At 72.2% G+C, this 21,550-nt stretch carries 27 protein-coding genes; 16 read left to right on the top strand and 11 right to left on the bottom strand.

The window, feature by feature from the left end; genetic code table 11:
* Positions 1-26: 26 nt before the first annotated feature.
* The 10 genes from AB0E19_RS24305 to AB0E19_RS24260 form a co-directional block, all read right to left on the bottom strand.
* Positions 27-1,679: a long-chain fatty acid--CoA ligase gene (locus AB0E19_RS24305; protein ID WP_362183943.1), complete on the bottom strand. Its 1,653-nt coding sequence runs from the start codon at positions 1,677-1,679 to the stop codon at positions 27-29.
* Between the two features lie 140 nt (positions 1,680-1,819).
* Positions 1,820-2,431 (bottom strand): SigE family RNA polymerase sigma factor, encoded by a 612-nt coding sequence (locus AB0E19_RS24300; RefSeq protein WP_169093991.1) that lies wholly within the window; start codon positions 2,429-2,431, stop codon positions 1,820-1,822.
* 281 nt (positions 2,432-2,712) lie between these two features.
* Positions 2,713-3,879: a lipid-transfer protein gene (locus AB0E19_RS24295; protein ID WP_362183939.1), complete on the bottom strand. Its 1,167-nt coding sequence runs from the start codon at positions 3,877-3,879 to the stop codon at positions 2,713-2,715.
* Positions 3,876-4,274, bottom strand: coding sequence for a MaoC family dehydratase (locus AB0E19_RS24290; protein ID WP_362183936.1), 399 nt, complete (start codon positions 4,272-4,274; stop codon positions 3,876-3,878). Before AB0E19_RS24290 ends, AB0E19_RS24295 begins: the two co-directional genes overlap by 4 nt.
* Positions 4,271-5,308 carry an acyl-CoA dehydrogenase family protein gene (locus AB0E19_RS24285; RefSeq protein WP_362183933.1) on the bottom strand — a complete coding sequence of 346 codons (1,038 nt, stop codon included), beginning with the start codon at positions 5,306-5,308 and terminating at the stop codon, positions 4,271-4,273. Before AB0E19_RS24285 ends, AB0E19_RS24290 begins: the two co-directional genes overlap by 4 nt.
* A 1-nt stretch (position 5,309) precedes the next feature.
* Complete coding sequence (locus AB0E19_RS24280) at positions 5,310-6,347, bottom strand: bifunctional MaoC family dehydratase N-terminal/OB-fold nucleic acid binding domain-containing protein (RefSeq protein ID WP_362183930.1); 1,038 nt, start codon at positions 6,345-6,347, stop codon at positions 5,310-5,312.
* Complete coding sequence (locus tag AB0E19_RS24275) at positions 6,344-7,510, bottom strand: acyl-CoA dehydrogenase family protein (RefSeq protein WP_362183927.1); 1,167 nt, start codon at positions 7,508-7,510, stop codon at positions 6,344-6,346. The genes AB0E19_RS24280 and AB0E19_RS24275 overlap by 4 nt, the downstream gene beginning before the upstream one ends.
* Before the next feature lie 191 nt (positions 7,511-7,701).
* Complete coding sequence (locus AB0E19_RS24270; RefSeq protein WP_043224849.1) at positions 7,702-8,007, bottom strand: hypothetical protein; 306 nt, start codon at positions 8,005-8,007, stop codon at positions 7,702-7,704.
* Positions 8,008-8,556: 549 nt separating this feature from the next.
* On the bottom strand, positions 8,557-9,081 hold the full coding sequence (locus AB0E19_RS24265; protein ID WP_362183923.1) for an O-acetyl-ADP-ribose deacetylase: 525 nt from the start codon (positions 9,079-9,081) through the stop codon (positions 8,557-8,559).
* Positions 9,082-9,172: 91 nt separating this feature from the next.
* Complete coding sequence (locus tag AB0E19_RS24260; RefSeq protein ID WP_362183920.1) at positions 9,173-9,559, bottom strand: hypothetical protein; 387 nt, start codon at positions 9,557-9,559, stop codon at positions 9,173-9,175.
* Between the two features lie 417 nt (positions 9,560-9,976).
* Between AB0E19_RS24260 and AB0E19_RS24255 the strand changes: the two genes are divergently transcribed.
* Entirely contained in the window at positions 9,977-10,753 is a 777-nt protein-coding gene (locus tag AB0E19_RS24255) for an NUDIX domain-containing protein (RefSeq protein WP_362183917.1), read from the top strand.
* On the opposite strand, the gene AB0E19_RS24250 is transcribed toward AB0E19_RS24255, so the two are convergent.
* Positions 10,737-11,873, bottom strand: coding sequence for a helix-turn-helix transcriptional regulator (locus tag AB0E19_RS24250; RefSeq protein ID WP_362183914.1), 1,137 nt, complete (start codon positions 11,871-11,873; stop codon positions 10,737-10,739). The genes AB0E19_RS24255 and AB0E19_RS24250 overlap by 17 nt on opposite strands.
* Before the next feature lie 787 nt (positions 11,874-12,660).
* On the opposite strand from AB0E19_RS24250, the gene AB0E19_RS24245 reads away from it, so the two are divergent.
* The 15 genes from AB0E19_RS24245 to AB0E19_RS24175 form a co-directional block, all read left to right on the top strand.
* The gene (locus tag AB0E19_RS24245) at positions 12,661-12,927 is read left to right on the top strand and encodes a DUF6284 family protein (protein WP_362183911.1); all 267 of its coding nucleotides are present in this window, start codon (positions 12,661-12,663) and stop codon (positions 12,925-12,927) included.
* On the top strand, positions 12,924-13,265 hold the full coding sequence (locus AB0E19_RS24240; protein WP_362183908.1) for a hypothetical protein: 342 nt from the start codon (positions 12,924-12,926) through the stop codon (positions 13,263-13,265). Before AB0E19_RS24245 ends, AB0E19_RS24240 begins: the two co-directional genes overlap by 4 nt.
* Entirely contained in the window at positions 13,262-14,263 is a 1,002-nt protein-coding gene (locus AB0E19_RS24235) for a DUF2637 domain-containing protein (protein WP_362183905.1), read from the top strand. Before AB0E19_RS24240 ends, AB0E19_RS24235 begins: the two co-directional genes overlap by 4 nt.
* Positions 14,263-14,502, top strand: a complete 240-nt coding sequence (locus tag AB0E19_RS24230) for a hypothetical protein (RefSeq protein WP_362183903.1) — start codon at positions 14,263-14,265, stop codon at positions 14,500-14,502. Before AB0E19_RS24235 ends, AB0E19_RS24230 begins: the two co-directional genes overlap by 1 nt.
* Positions 14,502-14,837 (top strand): RRQRL motif-containing zinc-binding protein, encoded by a 336-nt coding sequence (locus AB0E19_RS24225; protein WP_362183900.1) that lies wholly within the window; start codon positions 14,502-14,504, stop codon positions 14,835-14,837. The genes AB0E19_RS24230 and AB0E19_RS24225 overlap by 1 nt, the downstream gene beginning before the upstream one ends.
* Positions 14,838-14,848: 11 nt before the next feature.
* Positions 14,849-15,241, top strand: a complete 393-nt coding sequence (locus tag AB0E19_RS24220) for a DUF3307 domain-containing protein (RefSeq protein ID WP_362183897.1) — start codon at positions 14,849-14,851, stop codon at positions 15,239-15,241.
* Positions 15,242-15,255: 14 nt separating this feature from the next.
* Complete coding sequence (locus AB0E19_RS24215) at positions 15,256-15,468, top strand: hypothetical protein (RefSeq protein ID WP_362183894.1); 213 nt, start codon at positions 15,256-15,258, stop codon at positions 15,466-15,468.
* A gap of 37 nt (positions 15,469-15,505) precedes the next feature.
* On the top strand, positions 15,506-16,120 hold the full coding sequence (locus AB0E19_RS24210) for a hypothetical protein (RefSeq protein WP_362183891.1): 615 nt from the start codon (positions 15,506-15,508) through the stop codon (positions 16,118-16,120).
* Positions 16,117-16,341, top strand: coding sequence for a hypothetical protein (locus tag AB0E19_RS24205; RefSeq protein WP_362183887.1), 225 nt, complete (start codon positions 16,117-16,119; stop codon positions 16,339-16,341). The genes AB0E19_RS24210 and AB0E19_RS24205 overlap by 4 nt, the downstream gene beginning before the upstream one ends.
* A 633-nt stretch (positions 16,342-16,974) precedes the next feature.
* Positions 16,975-17,541, top strand: coding sequence for a hypothetical protein (locus AB0E19_RS24200; RefSeq protein WP_362183884.1), 567 nt, complete (start codon positions 16,975-16,977; stop codon positions 17,539-17,541).
* Between the two features lie 23 nt (positions 17,542-17,564).
* On the top strand, positions 17,565-17,957 hold the full coding sequence (locus AB0E19_RS24195; RefSeq protein WP_362183881.1) for a hypothetical protein: 393 nt from the start codon (positions 17,565-17,567) through the stop codon (positions 17,955-17,957).
* Between the two features lie 13 nt (positions 17,958-17,970).
* Positions 17,971-20,178, top strand: coding sequence for a type IV secretory system conjugative DNA transfer family protein (locus AB0E19_RS24190; protein ID WP_362183878.1), 2,208 nt, complete (start codon positions 17,971-17,973; stop codon positions 20,176-20,178).
* Positions 20,175-20,636: a hypothetical protein gene (locus AB0E19_RS24185; protein ID WP_362183875.1), complete on the top strand. Its 462-nt coding sequence runs from the start codon at positions 20,175-20,177 to the stop codon at positions 20,634-20,636. The genes AB0E19_RS24190 and AB0E19_RS24185 overlap by 4 nt, the downstream gene beginning before the upstream one ends.
* A 15-nt stretch (positions 20,637-20,651) precedes the next feature.
* Positions 20,652-20,819: a hypothetical protein gene (locus AB0E19_RS24180; protein WP_362183873.1), complete on the top strand. Its 168-nt coding sequence runs from the start codon at positions 20,652-20,654 to the stop codon at positions 20,817-20,819.
* Between the two features lie 455 nt (positions 20,820-21,274).
* On the top strand, positions 21,275-21,550 hold a 276-nt coding region (locus tag AB0E19_RS24175), incomplete at its 3' end, for a bifunctional DNA primase/polymerase (RefSeq protein WP_362183870.1).

The raw sequence follows: 21,550 nt of genomic DNA, 5'->3' as shown, positions 1-21,550 counted from the left end.
CCCCCTCCCCTCTCCCCGTGCGGGCTCTACAGCTGGGTGACGTCCAGCTCGCCCTCCGCGTACTGCCTGCGGATCACCTTCTTGTCGAACTTGCCGACGCTGGTCTTCGGGACCGCCGCCACGATCGCCCAGCGCTCCGGCAGCTGCCACTTGGCGATGCCGCCCTCGGTGGCGAGGAAGTCCCGCAGGGTCGCGTAGTCGGCGGTCTCGCCCTCCTTGAGGACGACGGTCGCGAGCGGACGCTCGCCCCACTTCTCGTCCGGGACGGCGACGACGGCGGCCTCGGCGACGGCCGGGTGGGCCATGATCGCGTTCTCGAGCTCGACGCTGGAGATCCACTCGCCACCGGACTTGATGACGTCCTTGGCGCGGTCGGTGAGGGTGAGGAAGCCGTCGGGGCTGATCACGCCGACGTCGCCGGTCTTCAGCCAGCCGTCCTCGCTGAACTTGTCCTCGGGGCGGATCGGGTCGGCGCCGATGCCGCCGAAGTACGAGCCCGCGATCCAGGTGCCGCGCACCTCCAGCTCGCCGGCGGACTCGCCGTCCCAGGGCAGGTGCTCGCCGGAGGGGCCGACGAGCCGGCCCTCGACGCCCGCAGGGAAACGGCCCTGCGTGACGCGGTACGGCCACTCCTCCTCCGGCGTCAGCCCGGCCGGCGGGTGCGCCATCGTGCCGAGCGGGGAGGTCTCCGTCATGCCCCAGGCGTGACAGAGGCGGACGCCCAGCCTGTCGTACGCCTCCATGAGGGAGGGCGGGCAGGCGGCGCCGCCGATGGTGACCTGCTTCATCGAGGAGAGGTCGCGCGGGTGGGCCGTGACCTCGGCGAGCAGGCCCTGCCAGATGGTGGGGACGGCGGCGGCGTGGCTGGGCTTCTCGCGCTCGATCATCTCGGCGAGCGGGGCCGGCTGGAGGAAGCGGTCCGGCATGAGCATGTTGATGCCGGTCATGAAGGTGGCGTGCGGCAGGCCCCAGGCGTTGACGTGGAACTGCGGGACCACGACCAGGGTCGTGTCCATGTCCGTCAGGCCCATCGACTCGGTCATGTTCACCTGCATGGAGTGCAGGTAGATCGACCGGTGCGAGTAGACGACGCCCTTCGGGTCGCCGGTGGTGCCGGAGGTGTAGCACATGGCGGCGGCCGTGCGCTCGTCGAGCTCGGGCCAGTCGTAGGTGGTCGGGCGGCCCGCGATCAGCTCCTCGTACTCGTGGACGCGCGGGGCGGCGCCGTCGAGGAGGGAGCGGTCGCCGGGGCCGGCGACGACGACGTGCTCGACCGTCGGCAGGTGCGGCAGGAGCGGGGCGAGGAGGGGCAGCAGGGAGCCGTTGACGAGGACGACCCGGTCGGCGGCGTGGTTGACGATGAAGGCCAGCTGCTCGGGGGGAAGCCGCAGGTTGAGGGTGTGCAGGACGGCGCCCATGGAGGGGAGCGCGAAGTACGCCTCGACGTGCTCGGCGTTGTTCCACATCAGCGTCGCGGTGGGCTCGCCCTGCCGGACGCCCAGCTCGTCGCGGAGGGCGTTGGCGAGCTGGGCGGCGCGGTCGCCGATCTCGGCGAAGGTGCGGCGCTGCGGCTCCGGCTCGCCGGTCCAGGTGGTGACGGTGGACCGCCCGTGGACCCGTCGGCCGTGTTCGAGGATGCGGCTGATGGTGAGCTGTACGTCCTGCATGGTGCTGTACACGGGGCGTCCTCCCGGTGGGCGCTACGTGGCAGTAAGGATGTGCAGATTCTGCGCACGTACCGCGCGGTATGTCACTACCCGGGAGTACCGAAATTGCCAGTGATCACTGGCAGAGGTCGACGGCCGGCCGCTTCCGGGCGTCAGGCGCCGACGCCCGCCGTCAGTTCCGGGTCCTCGCGCAGGCGGCCCAGGGCGCGGGAGACCGCGCTCTTCACCGTGCCGACGGAGACGCCGAGGACCTCGGCCGTCTGGGCCTCGCTGAGGTCCTCGTAGTACCGCAGCACGACCATCTGCCGCTGCCGCTCGGGGAGCTTCATCACGGCGCGCCACATGGCGTCGTGGAGGACCTGGCGCTCGGCCGGGTCCGGCTCGGCCGGCCCGGACGGCTCGGGCAGCTCCTCGCAGACGAACTCCTCGACCTTGCGCTTGCGCCACTGCGAGGTGCGCGTGTTCACCAGGGCCCGGCGCACGTACCCGTCGAGTGCCCGGTGGTCCTCGATCCGCTCCCAGGCCACGAAGGTCTTGGTGAGCGCGGTCTGGAGCAGGTCCTCGGCGTCGCTCGGGTTCGCGGTCAGCGAGCGGGCGGTGCGCAGCAGCAGCGGCTGCCGGGCCTTCACGAAGGAGGAGAAGGACGGGTACGCGAACGGGCGCGGGCCCTGCCGCGGCGAGGTGCGCGGGGCCGTGCGCTGTCCGGGCCGGGTGGCGGCCGTCGAGGCGCCGGCGCAGACGGGGCCAGTGGGTGGCGGAGTCATGGTTCCACGCTAGGAGCGGCGGGGTCCGGGCGGATCGGCCCCAGGTCCCGAACCCGGCTCCCCCTCAGGTCGGAGTCCCCGGGGTGCCCCGACCTCCTCTGGGTGGAGCCGCCGTCACCCCGGGGTCAGGGTCGCTCCGGGAACACGGCCGCTCCCGGAGCGGGCCGGCCCGGGCGACGGGGCGCCCGCCCGGGTCGGTCCGGGCGTCCGCCGGGTGTCGGTCCGGTGTCCGTTCAGGTGTCGGTCCGGTGTCCCCTTCAGGTGTCCCTCCAGGTGTCCGTTCAGGTGGCGGTGCCGAGGACCAGGCCCGAGGTCGGGACGCCCGTGCCGGCCGTGACCAGGGCCCGGGCCGCGCCGGGCACCTGGTTCACGGAGGTGCCGCGCAGCTGCCGCACCGCCTCCGCGATGCCGTTCATCCCGTGGAGGTACGCCTCGCCCAGCTGCCCCCCGTGGGTGTTGAGCGGCAGCGCGTCCGCCGCCACGAAGTCCCCGCCCTCGCCCGGCCCGCAGAAGCCGAACTCCTCCAGCTGCATGAGCACGAAGGGGGTGAAGTGGTCGTAGAGGATGCCCACGTCGATGTCGGCCGGGCGGAGCCCCGAGGTCTGCCACAACTGCCGCGCCACGACGCCCATCTCGGGCAGCCCGGTGAGCCCGTCCCGGTAGAAGCTGGTCATGGCCTCCTGTCTGCGGCCCGCGCCCTGCGCCGCCGCGAGGACGACGGCGGGCGGGTGCCTCAGGTCGCGGGCGCGCTCGGCGGTGGTGACGACGATCGCCTGGCCGCCGTCGGTCTCCTGGCAGCAGTCGAGGAGGCGGAGCGGCTCCGCGATCCAGCGGGAGGCGGCGTGGTCGGCGAGGGTGATCGGCTTGCCGTGGAAGTACGCGGCGGGGTTGGTCGCCGCGTACCGGCGGTCGGTGACGGCGACGTGCCCGAAGACCTCCGGCGTGAGCCCGTACACGTGGAGGTAGCGCTGGGCGGCCATGGCGACCCAGGAGGCCGGGGTGAGCAGCCCGAAGGGCAGCTGCCAGCCGAGCGCGGCGCCCTCGGCGGAGGGCTCGCGCCGCTGCACGCCGGAGCCGAACCGGCGCCCCGACCGCTCGTTGAAGGCCCGGTAGCAGACGACGACCTCGGCGACGCCCGCCGCGACGGCGAGCGCGGCCTGCTGGACGGTGGCGCAGGCGGCGCCGCCGCCGTAGTGGACGCGGGAGAAGAAGGTGAGTTCGCCGATGCCGGCCGCCTGGGCGACGGTGATCTCGGGGTTGGTGTCCATGGTGAAGGTGACGAGTCCGTCCACGTCGCCGGGGGCGAGCCCGGCGTCGTCGAGGGCCGCGCGGACCGCCTCGACCGCGAGGGAGAGCTCGCTGCGGCCGGAGTCCTTGGAGAACTCGGTGGCGCCGATGCCGGCCACGGCCGCCCGGCCGCCCAGGCCGTCGGGGCGGAGCAGGCTCATCGGGGCACCTCCACGGTGACCGTGCCGGTGACGTGGTGGCCGAGGCCGTTGGCCCCGGCGATCCGGACGACGGCGGTGACGGTGTCCTCCGGGCCTCCGGTCACCTCCTCCACCGTCCCGGTCAACGTCATCGTGTCGCCAGGGTAGTTGGGGGCGCCGAGCCGGATGGCGACCCTGCGGAGCACCGCGTGCGGGCCGAAGTGGTCGGTGACGTACCGGCCGACGAGGCCGTTGGTGGTCAGGATGTTCATGAAGACGTCCGGGGATCCCTTCTCCCGGGCGGCCTCGGCGTCGTGGTGCACGTCCTGGTAGTCGCGGGAGGCGACGGCCCCGGCCACGATCAGGGTGCGGGTGACGGGGATCTCCAGCGGCGGCAGCGCGTCACCGGCCTTCATATCGAGCCCTTCCTCGCGAGCAGATCGCCGAGTTCGGCGAGGAGTTCGGTGCCGTGGCCCAGGTAGGCGTCGAGCTGCCGGCCCCACAGGAAGTGCCGGTGGACGGGGTGGTCGAGGTCGGCGCCCATGCCCCCGTGCAGGTGCTGGCCGCTGTGCACGACCCGCTTGCCGGCCTCCGAGGCCCACCAGGCGGCCGTCAGCGCCGCCGCGGCGCCGTCGAGGCCGGCGTCGGACCGCCAGGCCGCCTCGTAGGCCGTGACCCGGATCGACTCGGTGTCCATGTAGGCGTCGGCGGCCCGCAGTTGGACCGCCTGCCGGGTGGCGAGCGGCCGCCCGAACTGCTCCCGTACGGCGGTGTACGCGACGGCCCGGGCCAGCGAACCGGCGCAGACGCCCGCCTGCAGTCCGGCGAAGGCGGTACGGGCGGCGGCGAGCACGTCCTCGTACGCCTCCGGCCCCGTCCCGTCCCCGAGCCGCTCGGCGGGCGTCCCGTCGAGCACCAGCCGCCCGGCCGACCACGGCGCGGTCAGTTCGACCGGTGCGACGGCGGCGAGGTCCCCGGCCCGCACCAGCCACAGGATCCGGTCCGCGTCCGGTACGAGGACGTGGGTGGCGTCCCGCAGCCACGGCACCCAGCCGACGGTCCCGGTGAGCCGCCCGCCGCGGGCCGTGACCGCGCCGGTGGCGGGGAAGGCGCCCGTCGCGACGGCGGTCCCGTCCCGCAGCCCCGGCAGGAGGCGGGCGCGCTGCTCCCCGGTGCCGTGCCGGGCGACGGCGAGGATCCCGTACACCCCGGTCGCGGCGAGCGGCACCTGGGCCGTCACCCGGCCCTGCTCCTCCAGGAGGAGGACGAGGCCGAGCAGGCCGATCTCCTCGACGGCGCCGGGCAGTCCGGCCGCGCACAGCGCCTTCCACAGCTCGGCGTCCGTGCCGGTGCCGGCGGCGGCCAGCCGCTCGTGCGTGGAGAGGTCGCCGAGGATCCGGGCGGCCAGCTCCCGCGCGGCGTCCTGCTCCTCGGTGGGCGTGAAGTCCATGTCAGCGCTCCCCTTCCCCGGCCTCGGACGCGTCCCCGCCGTCCGCCGCGCGGAAGACGGGCAGTTCCAGCTCCTCGTCGAACCGCCGGAACTCCAGCCGGACCGGCATCCCGATCCGGACCTTGTCGTACGGCACCCCCACCACGTTCGCGATCATCCGGACGCCCTCGGCCAGCTCGATCAGACCGACCGCGTACGGCGGGTCGAAGGCCGGGAAGGGCGGGTGGTGCATGACCACGTACGAGTGGACCGTCCCCTCGCCGCCCGCCTCGACGGTGTCCCACTCCGCCGCCCCGCACTCGCTGCACCCCGGCAGCCAGGGGAAGCGGAACGTCCCGCAGGCCGCGCACCGCTGGATCAGCAGCCGGTGCGCCGCGACGCCCTCCCAGAACCCGGCGTTGTCCCGGTTGATCACCGGCCGGGGCCGCCGGGGTGCGGCGGCCCGCGGCTTCGGGGGGCGGGCGGCGGGGGCGTACTTGAGGATCCGGAAGCGGTGGGTGCCGGCGAGCTCGCCGCCCGCCCGGACGTCCATCCGGGTGGTCACGAAGTGGCCGGTGCCGAGCTTGGTGGTCTTGCGCGGCGAGACGGACTCGACGACGGCCTCGAAGGAGATCTCGTCGCCGGGCCGGAGCGGACGCAGGTACTCCTGCTCGCAGTCGGTGGCGACCACCGAGGTGTACCCGGCGCCGTCGAGGAGGCCGAGCAGCTCCCCGTACGCCTCCGAGCGGTCCTCGTGCCCGGAGAGCCCGCCCATCGTCCACGCCTGGAGCATGGCCGGCGGCGCCACCGCGTCCGGTCCCCGGTACGCCGGGTGCGCGTCCCCCATGGCCTCGCACCAGTGCCGGATCATCGGCAGGTTCACCGGGTCCTTGCCGCGCCCCCCGACGGCCGCGGGCCGCCCCTCGTACGCCTTCAGCCGCTCGTACAGCGCGTCCTGCCCGTGCCGCGCGTCCTGCCCGTCCTGCCCGTGCCGCGCCTCCTGCGCCTGCCCCTGTCCCTGCCCCTGTCCGTGGCTGTACCCCCCTCGGGTCCCGCTCATCGCCGCCCCCTCCCCCGCATGCCGAGCCGGGCCCGCGCGACGATCTCCCGCTGCACCTCGCTGACCCCTCCCCCGAAGGTGTTGATCTGGGCGGCGCGGTTCATCCGCTCCAGTTCGCCGCCGTCGTACGCCCCCGGCGAGCCCGCCCGCACCGTGCCCGCGTCGCCCGCGATCTCCTGGCAGATCCGGTACACCTCCACGGCCGATTCGGTCCCCGCGAACTTCACCCCGCTGGCGTCCCCCGGGGTCAGCCGGCCGGCCCCCACGTCCCCCACCAGGCGCCAGTTGAGCAGGCGCGTCGCCGCCAGCCGGGCGTGCGCCTCGGCCGCCCGGATCCGCACCCACGGATCGTCGGTCCGGCGCCGGCCGCTCACCGGATCGGGGGTACGGGCCCGGTCGAGGGCGGCGGCGAAGAAGTCCTCGGCCTGCATGCCGATGGCGGCGAGGGCGACCCGTTCGTGGTTGAGCTGGTTGGTGATCAGCCCCCAGCCGCCGTTCTCCTCCCCGACGAGGTTCCCGGCCGGGACCCGGATCCCGTCGTAGTGGGTCGCGGTGGTGGTGAGACCGCCGACCGTCTCGATCGGGGTCCAGGAGAAGCCCGGGGCGTCGGTGGGGACGAGGACGAGGGAGATGCCCCGGTGCGGGGGCGCCTCGGGGTCGGTGCGGCAGGCGAGCCAGATCCAGTCGGCGTTCTGCGCGTTGGAGGTGAAGACCTTCTGGCCGTCGACGACCCAGGAGTCGCCGTCGCGCACCGCCCGGGTCCGCAGCGACGCCAGGTCCGTACCGGCCTCGGGCTCGCTGTAGCCGATCGCGAAGACGCACTCGCCGCGCAGGATCCGCGGCAGGAAGGCGGCCTTCTGCTCCTCGGTGCCGTACCGCATGAGGGTGGGGCCCACGGTGTTGAGCGTGACCATCGAGACGGGGGCGCCCGCCCGGTACGCCTCGTCGAAGAACACGAACTGCTCGTCGGGGCCGCGGCCGCGACCGCCGTACTCCTCCGGCCAGCCGAGGCCCAGGAGCCCGTCGGCGCCGATCCTCCGCAGCAGCCGGCGCTGGGCGGCTCCGTCGCTCGCGGGCGGCGGCCCGTCGGGCATCGTCTCGCGGAAGTACGCGCGGAGTTCGGCGCGCAGCCGGAGCTGCCGCTCGGTCGGGGCGAGGTGCACGGACGGCCTCCCGGAGGGGACGACGAAGGTTTCTGACTGTCCGTCAGATCGACCCGCCCTGTCAAGGCACCCCCGTGCGCGAAGGCCCCCGGAAACGGCGAGGCGGCCCGCGCGGCCGGTACCGAAGTACCGTCGCGCGGGCCGCCGTTCACACCGCGGTCACGCCCCCTCGGGCCGGGCCCGTGGGCGGGTCACCACCACGGGTAGAAGTTGACCGTGTTGTTCGCCTGCGAGATGTGGGTGAAGGCGGAGCCGTTCACGCTCGCCGTGTTGTTCTGGTTGGAGGCACCGGAGCCGGTCGCCACCTGCTGCGTGGTGGTCGAGTTGCCGTTGTTGTCGCCACCCACGCCGCTGCCGATGATCGTGGCGACGCTCGTGTTCGATCCGTCGTCCGCGAAGCCGCCGTTGTCGGCCTGCGCCACACCGCCGAAGAGGGCTGCGGCGAGCGGCAGGGCGACGACGGCGGCGGCGATGCGGGCGGTACGGATGCTTGCCATGTCTGTTCCTCCGGGAACTGAAGCCAGTCTGCTGTGCACGGAAATGCGGATCACTGAAGGCGGGCCGTGAACTCCGGCCCTGACCAGGGAAGTTGGCCGACCGCCCCGGTCGTTTTCTGCTCGACGTCGCGAATCCAGAGTTGCCCACCGAATCCCCGGCGAACCACCCCGGAGTGCCCGATTCCCCCGCAAGCGTGAGGACAAGCCGATAAACCCTTCGTAGCCGAGAAGCCCCCAGCTCACCGCGGACGGCACCGGCGAAACCACCCTGGATCCGTTACACCGCAAGGGAGGAAGCGTTCCGTCAGAACCCCCGACAAACCGGACCCCGCAGGAGGAGACCAGCCCCCTCACCCGAGTGAGCCGAGGAGCTCTCGAACAGACGCCCCATTCGCCCCTCGCCCTCGTCCGCATCCTCGCCCTCGTCCGCGCCCGAGGCCGCAGCCGAGGCCGCAGCCCCGACGTGGACTCCGGCGGACTCGGACGGACTCAGGCGGACTCGGACGGACTCAGGCGGACCCGGACGGACTCAGGCGCACTCAGGCGCACTCAGGCGGACGCGACCGCGGCCTCGAAAGCGGCGTACGCGGTCGCGTCGAAGAGCACGAACCGCACCTCCTCGACCCCCGTCCCCGCCGCTGCGGCCTGTCGCACGGTCTCGACCGCGATCCGCGCCCCGTCGTCGATCGGCCAGCCGTAGACCCCCGTGGAGATGGCGGGGAAGGCGACCGTACGGGCCCCCGACTCGTCCGCCACCCGCAGGGATTCGCGATAGCAGGACGCCAGCAGCGCCGACCGGTCCTCGCTCTCCGACCACACCGGCCCCACGGTGTGGATCACGTGCCGGGCCGGCAGCCGCCCGGCCGTCGTCGCGACCGCCCGCCCGGTCGGCAGCCCCTTCCCGTACCGCGCCGCCCGCAGCTCCCGGCAGGCGGCGAGGATCTCCGGCCCGCCCTTCCGGTGGATCGCGCCGTCGACGCCGCCGCCCCCGTACAGCGACGAGTTCGCGGCGTTGACGACCGCGTCGACCGCCTCCTCGGTGATGTCCCCGCGCACCAGCACGATCCGCACCACGCCACCCGCCTCCGTCCCGTGCCCCCGGCCCCGGCCCCACGGCCATCGTCCCGCCGCACGGCCGCCGCGGCATCCGGAAATGCGCCGCGCGTCACCCGCCCGCGGCCCCCTCGGCGGCCACGACCACCTGATAGGCGTCCTCGTAGAGGATCCGGCCGGGGTCCGAGGACTCCACGCGCCGGCACTCCACGCCATGCGCGGCGAGCAGCTCCAGATACCCGTCCACGCGCGCGATCAGCTCATGCGCGGACGCCTTGAACCAGGCCACCGCTCCGGGGTGCACCGCCGGGTCGTACACGGCGGGGTCGACATGGCTCGGATTCGGATAGCGGGCGTCGTACCAGTCGTTGGCGGCCCGCCAGAAGCGGTACTGCTCCTCGCTCAACCTGCCCTGCGCCGCCAGCTCGTTGGCGAGCACGAAGACCCCGGGAAAGTGTCCGCGCGGATGCCGGACGACCCCCTGGAACCTCACGAACACCACCCGCTCCACGGCCCTCCACCCCCGTCCTCCCTCGCCACGCCCCCGTGACGGACGAGAGCCCCCGGCCGGACTCGCCGGCCGGAGGCTCTCGCATCCCGCGGTGGGTGTGGGATTTGAACCCACGGTGACATCGCTGCCACGACGGTTTTCAAGACCGACCGGCGGACAGCGCCCATACGGCTTCCTACCTGCATCTTCTCCGGGCCAGTGTCGCCGTGTCGAGATCCTGGCCCACACATGGCCCACGAGCCCCCGAAACGGCCCCCTCTCGGGGCTCCAACCGCTGCCCGCTGATACCGCACGTCGGGAGGTCGAGCGATCTACGGAAGAGAGGTTCACATGGCCGAGTCATCCGTTCTGCTCCCCGGATACGCTGGCTTTCACCAGCCGACGATCCGGGAGTGTGCGCCGAGGATGGGACCCAAGACGCAGAGGGTCTACGAGACGATCCGTTCGTGGATCGAGTCCGGGCGCTACGGCCCCGGCGACAAGCTGCCGTCCGAGCGCGCGCTCAGCGCCGAGCTGGAGATCGGCCGCACCGCGCTGCGCCAGGTACTCGCCCGTCTGTCGAACGAGCACTTCATCAAGGCTCACGACCGCAGCTCCTACCGCGTCCTCGGCGGTGAGAGCGTCCCGACACCGTCGGAGCTGGAGCCGTGGAAGATCCACGGCTCCCGCCACGTCTACGAGAACCCGTGGGTGAATCTCGACCTGGTCGACGTCGAGCCCCCCGGTGTCGAGCGCTTCGAGCACCACGTCGTCCGGCTCTTCCGCGTGGCAATCACAGCCGTGATCGACGACCAGGACCGCGTTCTCATGCTGTGGCGGTACCGCTTCGTGCCGCAACAGTGGGGCTGGGAACTGCCCGGCGGCATCGTGGACGCCGGCGAGGACGCGGCCACCACGGCGGCGCGCGAGACCGAAGAGGAGACGGGGTGGCGCCCCGGCCCCGTCGAGCACGTCGTGAGCTACCAGCCGATGATCGGGATGGTCGACTCGCCCCATGAGGTCTTCGTGGCCCGTGGCGCCGAGAAGGTCGGCGAGCCGACCGACGCCGAGGAGGCCGGCGAGGTCGCTTGGATCCCCCTCGACGACATCCCGCGTCTGATGACCGAGGGCAAGCTCATGGGCTCCGGAACGCTCGTGGCACTGCTCCACATCCTCGCGTCCCGGTCTAGAGGCGCCCGGTAAGAAGCTCCACGCGCCGGCGGTACCGCACGGATCCCGTGCGGTTCGCCAGCAACCGGGCCTTCTGGAGGTGGGACCGAGCGTCGTCCAGCTCGCCGCGGGCGAGGTGCGCCTGGGTGAGGTCGCAGTGGATGCCGGAGTTCGCGCGCACGAAGGTCTCATCGGCGCTGCCGAGCGACGCGTACAGCTCCTCCATCGCTGAGGCGTCGCCGAGCTTGGCCAGGACGTTCCCCCGCCACCTCGACAGGTGCCCGGTGTTGAGAAAGATGCTCAGCATGTCGGCGTCGCGGACCTCTCCGTCGTCCGGAAGGAGTGCGGTCGCCCGCTCAAGGGCCGCCCTCGCAGCCGACTCCATCTCCGGGCCGCCGACGGCAGCGCACAGCTCAGCCTCTACCGCCGCCAGCCACGCCCTCAGGCGGGGTGACTGGCGTTCGGGATGGGTGCGCTGCGCATCTCGCACCAGCTCGACCGCCAGCTGAGGCCGACCGGCGTCCGCGAGTACGTACGCCTGCTCGCCCATGGCATGCGCCAGGTACAACGGGGACTCGGCGTCCTGGGCCGCCTTCTTGGCAAGCTCGTACCGCCGCCATGCCCGGTCCACGGCGCCGGCGTCCAACGCCTGCCAGGCGGCGAGGGTGGACGCTCCCGCGAGGGCAGTCGCGAGGGGCCGTCGCGCGGCTGGCAACACGGCGAAGGTCAAGGCTTCCTCCATCGCCGCCAGGTGGCCGTTCATCTGGTCGACCAGGCCCGTGGCGCCCATCTGTCGGTCCATGGTTCGCAGCAGCTCGGTCTGGGCCAGGAACGACGGGACCATGGACTGACTCAGGCTGCCGGCCGCATCGATCCGGCTCAGGAGGTCCGCGTAGCCGTCCGCCTGAGGCTCGGGCACATCGAGCTCGCCACGCAGCTCGGCGTCCGTGGCACCCAGAAGTTGCCGCAGGATCAAGGCGTACCGATCCGTGAGGACGCGGCGCCCGTTCTCCCACTCCGACACGTAGGTCTTGAGGCTGGCCGCCGAGGCGATGTCGAGTAGTCGTTGCTCCGCGAACCGCCGCATCTCAAAAATCAGCCGGTCCTGCGACCAGCCGCGCGCGGTCCGGATCGCCTTTAACCCCTTAGCCACGCCGCCTCCGTAAAGCCGCAGGTGAGAGCTGGTTAACCCCCTTGAGGTTAACCCCCGTTGGCTACCGGCACCCCCTGCTTCGGCCGTTCTCTGGAAGAGCACACCGACACGCAACCCGAACCAAGGGGTTGCATCTGGTGCGCACCAGATGCCAATCTATTGGTGCGCACCAGATGGGCCTCAAGGCCCCGATGGTGCGTGCCTAAGGGGCCCGGGACAGAGCGGGCCGAGGGTCCCGGGTCCTTGTCATCCCGGAGGGCGAGACCGAAAGGTCACCGTCTCGCATGCCTCAAAGGGAGCTCGTGTTCCCCAAGGCGAGACACCAGCAACACCCGCACCACCTGCACATGTCCGACCGAAACCGGGAGGTTGATGTGTACCGACGAAGACTCTGGGCGTCACCCCCGGCTGGACCGGCAGGGGTGGCTGTGCCCGCCGCGTCACCCCGTCCCCCTGTCCACGGACCCTGTCCGCTGCTGGAGGCCGACGTGAAGCGCTTAAGACCCTGGGCGTCACTCCTGCTGGACCGGCGGAGTGGCCACGCCCACAGCGTCCCCCTGATCCGCCGCCGATCTGGCGCACCGGACTAGCCGGTGATTCGCGGACGTCAGGTCACCTGCGCAGCGGTGCTGCGGCCGGTTGCCTCCTCCGCCCGTCCGGGCCCCTTCGTCGGGGTGCCGTACGGGCGGGGTCGAGGGGAGCCGGATGGTTCCAAACGGCGAGAGGCCCCGGAGCGGCTACTCCGGGACCTCGTTAGGGCCGTTCCTCTGAGAAGGGAGCACGACCCATGAAGTCCATCATCACACTCCCCACCACCTCCCAGGCGCTGGCGTTCGACGGTGAGCCGTCGGACGCGGAGCTGGACGCGATCGAGCTGGAGCTGCCGCTGATCGAGGCGGAGGTCGACCTCCTCGACGTGGAGATCATGACCCTGGACCGTCCGGCCACGGAGCTGGACGAGCGGCGCGTGCGCCGGGCCCGCAACCGGGTCCTGGACGAGCGCCGGAAGCTGACCAACCGCGCCACCACGATGCAGTCCGGCGGCGCCGCGTGAAGGCGCGGACCCTCTCCGACCTGACCGGGCCGGTGACGGCGCTGATCGCGCTGGAGGCGAGGTTCCCCCACCTGCCGGCGCCGTGCGTGCGGGTGACGACGGTCTTCCCCGACCTCCTGGAGCTGTCGTTCCACTACGACGACTTCGCCGCCTTCGAGACCTGGCGCGAGGCGCTGAACATCGCGCCGGCGGAGGTCGAGCACCACGTTCAGAACGACGGTGCAACGGCCGTCCGCTCGGCCGCCGGGACGTTCGCCGGAGCCACGCTGCGGCTGGTCGGCTTCGCACCCATCCCGGTCCTGAAGCCGCTGTCGGCGGGTTCGGGGGCGGGGTCGTGAACGCTGTTCAGATCCGTTCAGCCGAGCAGGCGCTGAACGTGGGCACGTGGCTGATCGTGTGCGGGGCGATGCTGTACTCCGTCCTCACCGTCACCCCACTGATGCGGGCCCACACCCCCGACCCGTGGGACTGGACCGCCCCCATCCTCCCCATCGTCGTCGACGCCGCCGTCGTCATCGTCGTCCGCCTCGACTCCGTCCTCGCCCGCCTGGGCGGGGAGGGCGGACGGTGGCCGGTCGTGCTGCGGTGGATGACCGGCATCATGACCCTCGCCCTCAACACCGCCGACTCGGCACTGATGAAAGACCTGGTCGGAGTGGCCGTCCACGCCGTCGCACCCCTCCTCCTCATCGTCACCTCCGAGACCGGCCTCGCCTACCGGCGCGCCATCACGGCGGCCGTGAACGGCCTGGAAGAGCGTGAACGGGCCGAGCGCCGGCGCCGCGAGCAGGAGGCCCGGCAGCGCGCCGAGGAGGCCGAGGAGGCCGCCCGGCGGAAGGCCGACGAGGAGGAGCGACGCGAGCGTGAGCGCCGAGAGTTCGACGCGAAGCTCGCCCGTGAACACCGTGAACACGAGGCGGCTCTGGCCCGCGAAGAGGCCGAGCGCGAGGACCGCCGGGAGCAGGCGGACCGGGAGGCGCGTGAACGCGCTGAACGCGACCGTGAACAGCAGCGCCAAGCGCGTGAACGCCGTGAACGCGAGGCAGCCGAGACGGCCGAACGCGACCGCCGAAACGCTGTCGAGACGGCGGCGCGTGAACAGCGTGAACGCGAGGAGCGGGCCGCGCGTGAACGCGCCGCGCTCCTGGCTGCCGGGCCGGTGAACGGCAAGCAGGCCGAGGAGCAGGCCCGCCGCACGGTGGCCGCGGCGTTCGCCGCGGGTGTGCCGGTGCGGCAGGCGGCCGAGCTGTGTGGCTGGTCGGTCGGCTGGGTCTCCACCCGCTACCAGGAACTGCGCGACACCAACCCCGGACCGGCTCTGGAGGAAGCGGCCTGATGAAGCTCTCCCCGAACACCAACCCTCCCGAGCCCACCAACCTCCTCATCCGGTTCCACAACCAGACCGGCGCCGCCGTCGACGTCACCGGCACCCTGGCCTACCGGGGCTCGCGCTGGCACTGCCACGGCTGCGGCGACCACTCCGAGACGCCCGCGCTCGACAGCCTCACCTTCACCCGCCGCAAGGCGAACACGCACGCCACCACCTGCCGCGGCTCGTACTACCGACGCGGCTGATGGCCAGCCTGCCCGTCTACCGGTGGCGTCTGGCACCGGAAGGGTTGGCAACGTTCCGACAGCTCCGGGCACTGGGGCTGCGGCCGGGCGGTTCGCCGGTCGTGGCCCAGCTCGAACGCCCCCGCCGCCGGCGCGAACCCCTGGTCGCCTACCTCTACCGGATCGACCTAGCCCGCCCGGTGCGTCCGATGACCCCGGCCAAGCGGGCCGCGCTCGCCAAGGCGAACGCGGCCCGCCGCATCTGCCCCGAGTGTGGGCGGGACGCCGGATACCGCATCCCCGCCTCGCTCGGCATGTGCACCGCCTGCGCCTACCCCCACACCGCTGCCGCCTGAGGAGGCCGCCCTTGTTCGCGACCCTGTTCCTGCTGCTCTACGTCGGGCACCTGCTGGCCGACTACCCGTTCCAGACCGACCACCAGGCCGCTCACAAGGCCGACCCCGGCGCGGCCGGATGGCGGGCGAACCTCGACCACGCCGCCACCCACGTGGCCACCTGCGCGTTCGCGCTGCTGGCCGGCATGACCGTCCTGGACCTGAAGGTCAGCACCGGGGCCGCGTTCACCGCGCTGGCCTGGATCGGCGCCACGCACGCGTTCATCGACCGCCGCTGGCCCGTGCGCTGGTGGATGAACCGCTTCGGCCAGACCGGCTGGGCCGCGAACGGCGGCGCCGCGCACGTCGACCAGACCGCTCACATCCTCGCCCTCGCCATGGCGGCACTCACTCTCGCCGCCTGACCTGGAGGTTTCCCATGCCCCACGCCCAGCCGCAGGGCTCGCTGATGTACGTGCTGACCCTGACCACCAACCACGGGCAGGGCACGGTCACCGGCACCTACAACCCGGCCCCCGGAGAGACCCGCTACGACGCCTACAGGGCGATCCGCCGGCACGCCCTGGACTCCTACCCGCACCTGGAGAACGGGACCGTCCTGTTCTTCTGCCTGGAGCCGAACACCCTCTGACCTGCACCGCTCAAGCCCTCGGAAGGAGGGAGTAGCCATGTCCGGGATCGACTGGGACAAGGAGTTCAGCCGTATCAACTCCGAGGCCCCGGAGAAGCCCAGCACGTCCACCAAGTTCTCGCTCAAGGCCGACGGCCTGCGCCGCAACACCGGTGCGCTCGCGGTGTGCGGTGCGATCGCTGTCCTCGCGGTGTGCGGCACGGTCGTCGCCGTCACCAGCATGCAGACCGAGCAGGCTGCCCAGGAGCGTGCGCGGGCCCAGGAGGACGCCGCGAACTCCCTGGTCGCGGCCGAGGCCGACAAGCAGCGGGCGCAGATCGAGGAGTCCGCGGCCAAGGCCGCGTACGAGCGGGAGATGACCGTCTACCGCGAGTGCATGAAGGGCCGCGCGGCGTCGGTCGCCAAGGCGTCCTCCTGGGAGGTCTCCAGGATCCCCCAGTGCGCCACCCCGGTCTTCAGCGGCACGACCGCCAGGGCCCAGCAGCCCGCCGGCGCCGCCTCCGGCGGCGGCATCACCTCCAGCCCGTGGCTGTGGGTGGCACTCGTCGGAGGCGGCGGCCTCCTGGCCTACAAGAAGCTCTCCGCGCCCTCCGGTTCGGGCGCGGCAACCCCCGCAAGCAACAAGGGATTCACCTTCGAGAAGGGTGCATGAAAATGACGCTCCAGTTCTTCGCTCTCGGCCTCTTCTGCTGGGCCCTGTTCTTCACCTTCAAGAAGACGAAGGGGAAGCAGATGGTGGTCTGCATCATGCTGATCGTCTCCGGGATCTTCCTGCCCTACACGCCGTTCAGCGAGTCGATCCGCAGCACGCTGGAGTCCGTGTTCAACACGGCGAACTCGACCGTGAACAACATCGGCTCGCCGTCGCACTGAGCGACCAAGTGCGGTTACCGGTTACCGGTTACAGCCCCCAGACACCCCCTCGAACCCCCGCCGGACGGCCCGAACCGGGGTCCTGGGGGCCTGTAACCGGTAACCGGTAACCGACCGCAACCACGCAGAGTCACAGAAGGGAGGGTCATGGAACTACTCCTGCTCCTCGCCATCAGCTACCTGTTCGGCGTGGAAAAGACGCACGGGAAATACGAACAGTCGGGAACCAAGAAGCCCCCCGCTAAATCGAAGTCGAAGTGGGAGCCGACCCGGACTCCGGACACGTTTCGGAACCGGCCGTACAACATCGCCGCGAAAGCACATTACGGGCTTCTGGCGGGCGCTCATATGGCTGGTGGGCTGCGGGATGGATGGCGATCGGCCTACCTGAAGAAACCGGTCGAGAAGCCTTCCGTTTCCCCGTCCGCCGAGCCCGCTGACGCGGCCTCGCCGACAGGCTCCCCAACCTCGACGACTCCCCCCACGGGGCCCACATCCTCGGCTACACCGCCGCCTTCGGCGTCTCCTTCAACAACGCCCCCGCCGCCGTCCGCACCCCCACCGCCGGCGGCGCCTCCTCCCCCGACGGCCCCACCGCCGCCGACGGCGCCCCCGCCCCCGACGACGCCGCCGGTGACGGTGCCGCCGGGCTCCGCGGTCCCGCCCGCGGGCACCATCCCGCGGCCCCGCACCGTCAAGCTGCCCGACCACATCCGGAAGGACCCCGCGATGCAGCCCAACCCGCCTGTCCCGCACGCCGCGACCGTCGACGACAAGGGCGTCCACGTCACGACCGCCGCGGGCAAGTCCCGCACTTACAGCGGCGGTGAGGTCATGACCCTCACCCAGGTCATCGACCTCGCCGAGGGCTCGGCCACCTTGTGCCAGGCCAGCACCGACACCGCCCTGGAGCTCATGGACGACGCCGTGCAGCTGGCGTCGGACTGCGAGGAGCTCATCGCCGACATCACCGCAAAGGGCGTCGGCGCGAACCTCATCGGCAAGTGCGAGGTGCTCAAGGAGCAGCTCGACCTCCAGGCCGCTGCCGCCAAGAAGGTCCACGACCAGATCGAGGGGGGCGAGGAGGCGTGCCGCACCGCCTCGGCGAACGCCGAGGCCCGGCACGGCGGGATCTTCCGGGCCGTCGCCGACAGCCCCCTGACCCGGCCCGCCGAGCGCGACTTCTACAACGCCCGCTGACCACAGACAGGAGAAGCCCCCGCATGAGCGCCACCGAGACCCTGAAGGACGCCGCCAACTACGCGGCGCTGCGCACCACGCTGGCCTGGCTCACCCACAAGGTCCACGCCCACGCCCAGACCGTCACCAAGCTCGCCGCCGACGTCGACGACGCCGCCGAGCAGATGCTCGACGCCGCCGAGACGATGAAGGCGCTCGCCGTCGACGACGCCACCACCAGCGAGTTCACCGACGCCGCGCTGACCATGACCGGTGCCAAGGACGCGGCCGGCGCCTACACCTCCGCCGCCGAAAGCGCCGCCTCGGCCGCCGACGACGCGAAGACCACCACCGAGAACGACCACGGCGGCATCGCCGACGCCGTCGCCACCTCCCCCGTCGACATGGCCGAAGCCAGCTTCTACGCCCAGAGTTAGAGAGGTCAGGACCATGGGGCCGACCCGCGCACAGTTCGTTCAATACGCGCCTGCCGCGCTCGCGGTGGTGCCACTCGCCGCCGGCCCCTGGTCCGCCCTCGCCGCCGCGGCGGCCGGAGCCGGAGCGTGGGCCGTCGGCGCCTCCGCCCCGGTGCTGCGGTCCCTGATCGCCTGCGGGCTCACCACCACAGGCTGCGGCATCGCCGCCAGCGAGGTCCTCGCCGCCGGCATGAACCCGCTGATCGCCCTCGGGCTCGCCGTCCCAGCCGGGGCAGCCGCCCTCGCCCACCACCGCAACCTCACCGGCCACATCCCGGCCCTCGTACCGGCGACCGCCACCAAGGGCGCGGGGGCGGGGCTGACGTCGCAGGAGCAGGTGATCGCGGCCTGGTGGGCGGAGTTCATCTCCGGCCCCACCCAGACCGAGGACCGCAAGCTCATCCAGCCCGGCGCCAACCTGGAGCACCTCGTCCTCCAGGTCGACGGCGGGCACGTGGTGTTCACCGGGATCATCACCCTGCCCCCCGGGCAGCAGGTGCGGGTCAGGGAAGGAGACATCGCCTCCGTCTACGGGGTCCCCGTCTCCCAGGTGGAGCTGGGAGACCCCAAGCACTACGCGCCGAACGCGCTGCCGGTCACCGTGCAGCTGACGGCACCGGCGGCGCAGCCGCAGATCGCAGCTGGCGCCCCCACGACTCCCCAGGAGCTGTGGGCCGCGTACGTGGCCGTCCCGGAGGGCGCGATGCCCGGCACCGCCCTGACCGTCACCCGCTACGACGGGCCGCTGGACTGGGAGGGCATCGCCACCCGCGACCGCCGGGCGATCGGCACCGTCAACCTCCAGGACCTCGCGGGCAACCTCGACCTGGAGACAATCCAGATCGCCCTGGCCCCCGGCGACAAGCCCTCCCAGATGGGGATCCGGGTGATGCGGGAGCACGCGCTGATGCACGGCACGATGCTCTCCTCGGTCCTGGACGAGCTGTCGATGGACTCGCGCGGCTACGTCCGCGCCGGAACCTACGTCGACGGCCGCCCCGCGCTCCTGCCGCTCGCCCAGCCCGGCTCCGGAGCCCGCCACCTCTACCTCGTCGGCGGCTCCCGGTCGGGCAAGTCCGGGCTGCTGGAGCAGCTCCTGCTCTCCGCCCACCGCTCCAACATCGCGGTGATCCTCGCCTCCCCGCAGGCCGGGACCATCGCCGGCGCCTCGCTGTCCGCGTACCTCGGGGACGGCCTGGACGAGGCGATGGGCGCGCTGCGCCTGGCCTACGCGATGATGCTCGACCGCGAAGCCCGCTACCGCTCCCCCGCCTTCCCGTTCACCGACCCGCTTGTCGAGTTCGTCGTCGACGAGGCGCACATGCTGCTGTCGGCCTCCTCCCCGTACCACGCGGAGGCGAAGGCGATCGTCGAGCAGCTCACCCGGCGCTCGCTCAAGCGGGGCATCGGCGTCGTCCTGGCCACCCAGACCCCACTCGCCGAAGACCTCGGCAACAGCACAGTCATCCGCTCCCAGCTCCTCATCGGCGGCGGCGCCGTGTTCCTGCGCTGCGCCAAGGGACAGGGATCCCTGGTCGGGGCAAACGCGGTGGAGGGCGCGGAGGGCATCGACCTGTCGATGATCCCCTCCCAGTGGCCCGGCCAGTACGCCAAGGTCGCCGACCGCGACATGTCCGGCCTGGCCACCGAAGCCGCCGCCGCCCCCGAGGACGGCACCTTCGGCCTCGGCTACCTCCTCACCCCCGGCAGCCAGGCCGTCCAGTTCCGCTCCCTCCACCTGGACGTGCCGCCGGTCTCCCTCGCGGGAGGCGAGCCGCCGGTCGGGATCGAGGACTGCGACGCCTGGCGCGAGCGCGACGCGATCGCGAGGACGCCGATGGTCGACAAGCGCGGCAAGAACCTCATCGGCAGCCTCGCCGACCTCCTCGCCGCGGCCGAGGCCGCAGCCTCCACGCAGGAGCCGGCGGCCCACCACAACCCCGCCGGCCCCCACGCCGTCACCGGGCCCGCCCGGCCGGGTGGAGCCCCGGCGGCCTCCGAAGGACAGGAGCTGATCAAGCCGCGCATCCTCGTGCTCCTCCAGGAGCACGCCACCCCCATGACCGCCGAAACCATCGCCCGCAAGCTCGAAACCTCCGCCAGGCACGTCAAGCCGCGGCTGTCCGAGCTGAAGAAGCAGAACAAGGTCACCAACGAGAACGGCCTGTGGAGGGCAGCATGAACACCCGCACCGAATCCGACTTCACCCCACTCGACCAGGGCCTGTACGCGGCCGCGTTCCAACTCCTCGACCCCAGTCCGCAGCCCGCCGCCCCGCAGGCGCCGGCCGCCCCCGCGCCGGCCTCCTCCAGCCCCACCATGGCCCCGCCCGCGCGCAGGCTCGGCCCGGTCGAGAAGACCCTCAGCGACGCGCTCGGATTCCTCGACACCCACGGCTGGGCCCGGCACTCCCTCATCCACCCCGAGGGCGCCCGCTGCTCCATCGGCGCCCTGCGCGCCGCCGCCGGAGCCCGCAACACCGCCTACCGCGACGCCGGAAACCTCCTCCTCGACGAGGCCCGCCGCCAGCACGGCAAGAAGTGGCAGACCATCCCCCACTGGAACGACTCCCACACCGGAGCCCAGGTCCGCAGCGTGTGGGAAGCCGCCATCCACCGCGCACACCACCTGAACATCTGACCCACCTGGAGCCACATGTCGTTCTCGTTCACCAACCCCGACGCCAACCGCGACGACGGCCGATCGTTCTCGTTCACCGGTCCCGACCCGGCGACCGTCGACGAACGCCTCCAGGCCATCGCCGACATGGCACACGAAACCCTCCGCCTCGTCGCCGAACTGCGCCGCCAGACCAACACCTAAGCCCGGCCATGGAGGTGGTAAGGGCCTCTGAACTGCAAGGTAAGGCCGGTAAAGGGGGCCCGTCCGGTCCTGCCGAACCCCTCTGGGGCCGGTTTCTGGGGTCTGAATGCCCCAGGGGGAGCGTTTGGGGCCGGTGGTCGCCCGCCTGTCGGCAGACCCCCGAAGGTAGGCCCTCGCCAGCACGACCACCGGTCCATGTCCCCGAGCTTGCGAGCACCCGAGGCCCGCGCAGCCTACCCAGCCACCCACCCCAGCCAGCAACGGAGTTCCGTCATGGCCGTCACCGTCTCACTCATCCTCCTGTTCGGCATCGGCCTGTTCGCCGCCTGACAGCACAAGGGCGGCCCCCGCGTCTCGCCAAAGAACCGGGGCCGCCCTCGTCCACCAGCACCTTCAACAGAACTGGAGACACCCAGCATGACCTATCCGAACGTGACACGGCAGGAGGCCGCGTGGTGACGGCTGCTCCTGGAACCCTTCAGGCGGCACTCGACGCCGCGGCCAGGGGCTGGGCGGTCTTCCCGCTCCGCCCCGGCACGAAGCGTCCCGCCCTGCACGGTGAGACCCGCTGCCCCCGCGCCGGGGCCTGCGCGGGCGGTCACGTGAAGTGGGAGGACCGGGCCACCACCGACCCCGAACGGATCACCCGCGCGTGGACGCAGGCTCCGTTCAACATCGGCCTGGCGACCGGCCCGTCCGGGCTCGTCGTGATCGACCTCGACATGCCCAAG

Source organism: Streptomyces sp. NPDC047974, from assembly GCF_040653375.1.
In the GTDB taxonomy this organism is placed as follows: Bacteria; Actinomycetota; Actinomycetes; order Streptomycetales; family Streptomycetaceae; genus Streptomyces.
Note: the sequence above shows the minus strand (reverse complement) of the source record. Positions and strands in the feature narration are given on the sequence as shown.

Excerpts from the sequence above, each read along its gene's own strand:
- AB0E19_RS24300 (WP_169093991.1), bottom strand. The coding sequence starts at position 2,431 with ATGACTCCGCCACCCACTGGCCCCGTCTGCGCCGGCGCCTCGACGGCC.
- AB0E19_RS24295 (WP_362183939.1), bottom strand. The coding sequence starts at position 3,879 with ATGAGCCTGCTCCGCCCCGACGGCCTGGGCGGCCGGGCGGCCGTGGCC.
- AB0E19_RS24290 (WP_362183936.1), bottom strand. The coding sequence starts at position 4,274 with ATGAAGGCCGGTGACGCGCTGCCGCCGCTGGAGATCCCCGTCACCCGC.
- AB0E19_RS24285 (WP_362183933.1), bottom strand. The coding sequence starts at position 5,308 with ATGGACTTCACGCCCACCGAGGAGCAGGACGCCGCGCGGGAGCTGGCC.
- AB0E19_RS24280 (WP_362183930.1), bottom strand. The coding sequence starts at position 6,347 with ATGAGCGGGACCCGAGGGGGGTACAGCCACGGACAGGGGCAGGGACAG.
- AB0E19_RS24270 (WP_043224849.1), bottom strand. The coding sequence starts at position 8,007 with ATGGCAAGCATCCGTACCGCCCGCATCGCCGCCGCCGTCGTCGCCCTG.
- AB0E19_RS24255 (WP_362183917.1), top strand. The coding sequence starts at position 9,977 with ATGGGACCCAAGACGCAGAGGGTCTACGAGACGATCCGTTCGTGGATC.
- AB0E19_RS24245 (WP_362183911.1), top strand. The coding sequence starts at position 12,661 with ATGAAGTCCATCATCACACTCCCCACCACCTCCCAGGCGCTGGCGTTC.
- AB0E19_RS24230 (WP_362183903.1), top strand. The coding sequence starts at position 14,263 with ATGAAGCTCTCCCCGAACACCAACCCTCCCGAGCCCACCAACCTCCTC.
- AB0E19_RS24225 (WP_362183900.1), top strand. The coding sequence starts at position 14,502 with ATGGCCAGCCTGCCCGTCTACCGGTGGCGTCTGGCACCGGAAGGGTTG.
- AB0E19_RS24215 (WP_362183894.1), top strand. The coding sequence starts at position 15,256 with ATGCCCCACGCCCAGCCGCAGGGCTCGCTGATGTACGTGCTGACCCTG.
- AB0E19_RS24210 (WP_362183891.1), top strand. The coding sequence starts at position 15,506 with ATGTCCGGGATCGACTGGGACAAGGAGTTCAGCCGTATCAACTCCGAG.
- AB0E19_RS24205 (WP_362183887.1), top strand. The coding sequence starts at position 16,117 with ATGAAAATGACGCTCCAGTTCTTCGCTCTCGGCCTCTTCTGCTGGGCC.
- AB0E19_RS24195 (WP_362183881.1), top strand. The coding sequence starts at position 17,565 with ATGAGCGCCACCGAGACCCTGAAGGACGCCGCCAACTACGCGGCGCTG.
- AB0E19_RS24190 (WP_362183878.1), top strand. The coding sequence starts at position 17,971 with ATGGGGCCGACCCGCGCACAGTTCGTTCAATACGCGCCTGCCGCGCTC.
- AB0E19_RS24185 (WP_362183875.1), top strand. The coding sequence starts at position 20,175 with ATGAACACCCGCACCGAATCCGACTTCACCCCACTCGACCAGGGCCTG.
- AB0E19_RS24180 (WP_362183873.1), top strand. The coding sequence starts at position 20,652 with ATGTCGTTCTCGTTCACCAACCCCGACGCCAACCGCGACGACGGCCGA.